Source organism: Microbacterium sp. P5_B6, assembly GCF_056400345.1.
Genome location: NZ_JBFULL010000053.1, coordinates 1 through 3,509, shown reverse-complemented (window position 1 = coordinate 3,509; position 3,509 = coordinate 1). Strand labels below are relative to the sequence as shown.

The 3,509-nt window shown below is 63.5% G+C and carries 4 protein-coding genes; all 4 read right to left on the bottom strand.

The features are described 5' to 3' along the window. The coding region (locus AC1DP3_RS18075) for an NADP-dependent oxidoreductase (protein WP_477295719.1) at positions 1-744 on the bottom strand (744 nt) is incomplete at its 3' end. Positions 745-861: 117 nt separating this feature from the next. Continuing rightward, a complete protein-coding gene (locus tag AC1DP3_RS18070) occupies positions 862-1,533 on the bottom strand; it encodes an NAD(P)H-binding protein (protein WP_477295717.1) in 672 nt (223 codons plus the stop codon). 176 nt (positions 1,534-1,709) lie between these two features. Next, positions 1,710-3,101, bottom strand: coding sequence for an aldehyde dehydrogenase family protein (locus AC1DP3_RS18065; RefSeq protein ID WP_477295715.1), 1,392 nt, complete (start codon positions 3,099-3,101; stop codon positions 1,710-1,712). An 8-nt stretch (positions 3,102-3,109) separates the two neighbouring features. Beyond that, positions 3,110-3,509: thiamine pyrophosphate-dependent enzyme (locus tag AC1DP3_RS18060; RefSeq protein WP_477295714.1), on the bottom strand; the 400-nt coding region annotated here is incomplete at its 5' end.

The window sequence follows — 3,509 nt, the reverse complement described above, 5'->3', positions numbered from 1 at the left end:
GCGAATGCCTCGCGCAGGTTCTCCCCTCCAGCCCCGTAGGGCGATGAACGCACCACCATCGCGGAGAGCTGGCACGATCTTCTCGTGGAGGAGCGCGGCATCCGCGACGGCGTCGACACCATCGGGGTACAGCGCTCGGACGCGGTCGACGAGATCGTCGCCACGATCGAGGATGTGGTCGGCGCCAAATGAGCGGACAAGGTCTGAATCCTTCGATGCGGCATCCGCTACGACGATCAGCCCCTGCGCCTTCGCGAGTTGGATGATGTAGCTGCCGAGTGTCCCTGCTGCTCCCGTCACGGTGAGAATCTGCCCGGGTTCAAGATTCGCGAGTTCCAGGACCTGAGTCGCCGTGAGGCCGTTCATCGGGAGAGTTGCGGCTTGTTCAAACGAGTGCCCGGCAGGAATGCGAGCCATGGAGTCGTCGGGACCCACGAGGAGCTCCACATAGGCCCCACCATTGGTGGAGAGCGGCAAAGCGATCGCCATGACCTCGTCGCCGACTCTCCAGCTGCTGCCCTTGCCGACCGCATCGATGACGCCGGCCGCATCCATCCCCGGGACAAAGGGGGCTGTCGCATTGCTGGTGTCGGTGTCGCCGCGGCGCAGCATCAGGTCCGTCGGGCTGACCGCGAACGCGCGGACGCGGATGCGGGCTTCTCGCGGACCCGGATGGGGCTCGGGAAGGTGGTGCACGCGGAGGGCTTCAGGCCCACCGAACTCGAGCACTCCGACAGCTTTCATAATTGACTCCAGATTCAGACGGTCCACGGCTCGGGCGTCGGGGGTCTGAGCTCGTTGGGGGAAATGATGCCGTGGGTGGCGAGGACAGACGCAGTTGCGGGTCAAAATCACCACTGCTCATCTATGCGGGCGTGACGTAGCTTCGGCCAGACGCGCAACCTCACTGACGAAAGATTCGGCACCGTCATTGAGTTCGATGAGAGTGCGATTCAGTCGCGGAGTATGCAGGGCCTCGGCAATGAACTCCGCGACGTTCTCACGGTGCACCGTGCCGTAAGGCAAGGCGAGTCCTGCCGCGACCAAACCGTCGCCCTGCCCATCGAGCAGAACACTTGGTCGCACGATGAGCCAGTCGAGATCGGTACCGGAGAGATAGCCGTCAGCGGCTTTCTTGACCCGCATGTAGTGCTCGAACCTCGAATCGGGCTCCCGCTCGCGCGAGACGTCTGGGAAAGCGGACACGAGGATGAACCGGAAGACGCCTGCCTTCAGTGCGGCTTCGGCTGCTTTCTCAAGACCCTTTCCATCGATCAGGGAGGTGAACTCCACCCCCGTTCCGTGGGCGCCGGCTGAGAACACAACTGCATCGTGCCCGTGGAAGCGTTCAGCGAGTTCTTCAATCGAATCCTCGATGAGGTCGCCGAGAACCGGTATCGCCMCGGTCGCTTCGATGACCGTCGACTGCGCCTCGGCGCGATGCATGCCAGAGACTTCATCCCCGCGTTCCACGAGGCGGGCGGCGAGCCGACGGCCGACGCCCCCAGCTGCTCCGATCTGAAACACCCTCATAGCTCGACGTCCTTTCGTAAGTTGCTCGTGAGATGGTCAACGGTCGCCGCATCGACGAGGAAGGGATAGCGCGCACGTCAGATCTCCTTGCGATACGGGGCCTTTGGACTAGCCTCACGGCAACGAAGTCCCGAGCGCGATGTTCGGAATACGTGGGTGGCGCGGGGCTTGGGCGGTCAGATTCGATGGATCCGAAGAGACTGGACGTTCGCCATTTCGGCGATCCSCCATTTGCCGAGTTCGCGGCCGTATCCGCTGGCTTTCACGCCCCCGGTCGGCAGTCGAGGATCGGTTGCCGAGATTGCATTGATGAAGACCGATCCAGCGTTGATTAGAGAGGACAGTTCCTCGGCGTGTTCCAGGTCCTCGCCCCAGATGCTTGAGCTCAGCCCGAAACGCGAGTCATTTGCCATGTCGATCAGTTCCCGATCTGTCGGCGCAGAGCTGAGTGCGCCGAGCGGACCGAACGTCTCATCCGTCATGAGGATCGATGAACGATCGGGAACTTCGACGATCGTTGGGGCGAACCACGCTCCAGCTCCGATGGGTGCCTCGGCCTCGGCAAGTACGACTCCGCCCTCCGCTAAAGCTCGCTCGCGTTGTGCCCGCAGTGTGTCCCGCAGATCGAACCGGGCGAGGGGCCCAACGTCTACTGTCTCTTGCGTCGGGTCGCCGACGCGGAGGGCCTGGACCCGCGGCACCATGGCCGCAATGAACGCAGCCTTGATCCGGTCGTGGACCAGGATGCGCTTTGCGGCGATGCAGCTTTGCCCATTGTTGAGGAATCGAGATCTGACTGCCGCCGCCRCGGCGGCCTCGATATTCGCGTCGGAGAGAACGATGAAAGGGTCCGATCCGCCAAGTTCGAGAACACACTTCTTGAGCGCCGCGCCGGCACGGGCGGCCACAAGAGCACCGACGCGGTCGCTTCCCGTGAAGGTGACCGCGGTTATCCTCGGGTCGTCGATCAGACGCGACGTGGTGGCCGGATCGGCGATGACGGTCCGCAGCACTGGGTTGCCGAAGGCCTGGCGGAAGACAGTCTCGATCTCGAGGGCGGCGCCGGTGACGGAGTCCGCATGCTTGAGCACCACTGTGTTTCCCGCTGCAATGGCTGGCAGCATCGCCCGAATGACCTGCCACCAGGGGTAGTTCCACGGCAGGATCGCGAGCACCACGCCGAGCGGAACCAGCCGAACCTTTCCCGCGTCCCCCCCGAGATCCACACGCTCGGGCTCCAGCATCGCGGGAAGGCTCGCGCCGTAGTACTCGCAGGCGTGCACACACTTATCGATTTCTCCGAGAGCCTGAGCGAGGGGCTTGCCCATTTCCCTGGTGATCTGCCGCGCAAGCGGMTCTCTGCGCTGGTGGAGAATGTCGCCCAGTCGTCGGATCGCTCGGGMCCGCGTCTCAGGTGTCGTCATGCCCCATTGCCGTGCCGTGCCCGCAACATCGTCGAGCAGGCTGTCGATCGCGTCCTCGCTCGTGTAGGCGAAAGAATTGATGACATCGCCCGTCGACGGATCGATGACGTCGACCGTGGCGTATGCACTCTTTGCGCTTTCCATGGGTGACATCAGTTCCGCCCGGTCTGGGCCTTCAGCCAGTTGCTGAAACGATTCGTGATGGTGACGGGGTCGATGAGCAACTTCGCGACGTCGCTCGCATTGCCGGCCTCGATCGTGACATGGAGGAAGGACGGGCCGCCCGAAGCGATGTGCTCAGCGAACCCAGATCGCAGTGTCTCCGGTCCATCAGCCTTTGATGTCTTCCATCCGGCCGCGGCGGCCAGCGCAGCGAGATCGACCCTGCTGGCGTACGTCGGAAGCCCGCCCGTGGAGCCGTAGACGGCGTTGTCGAGCAGCACGATGAGCAGGTTCTTTGGCTGAAGGAAGCCTCCCGTCGGGAGCACGTTCGGGTTCATGAGCAGCGAGCCGTCACCCTCGATACCGACCACCGCGGGGACATCCGTACCC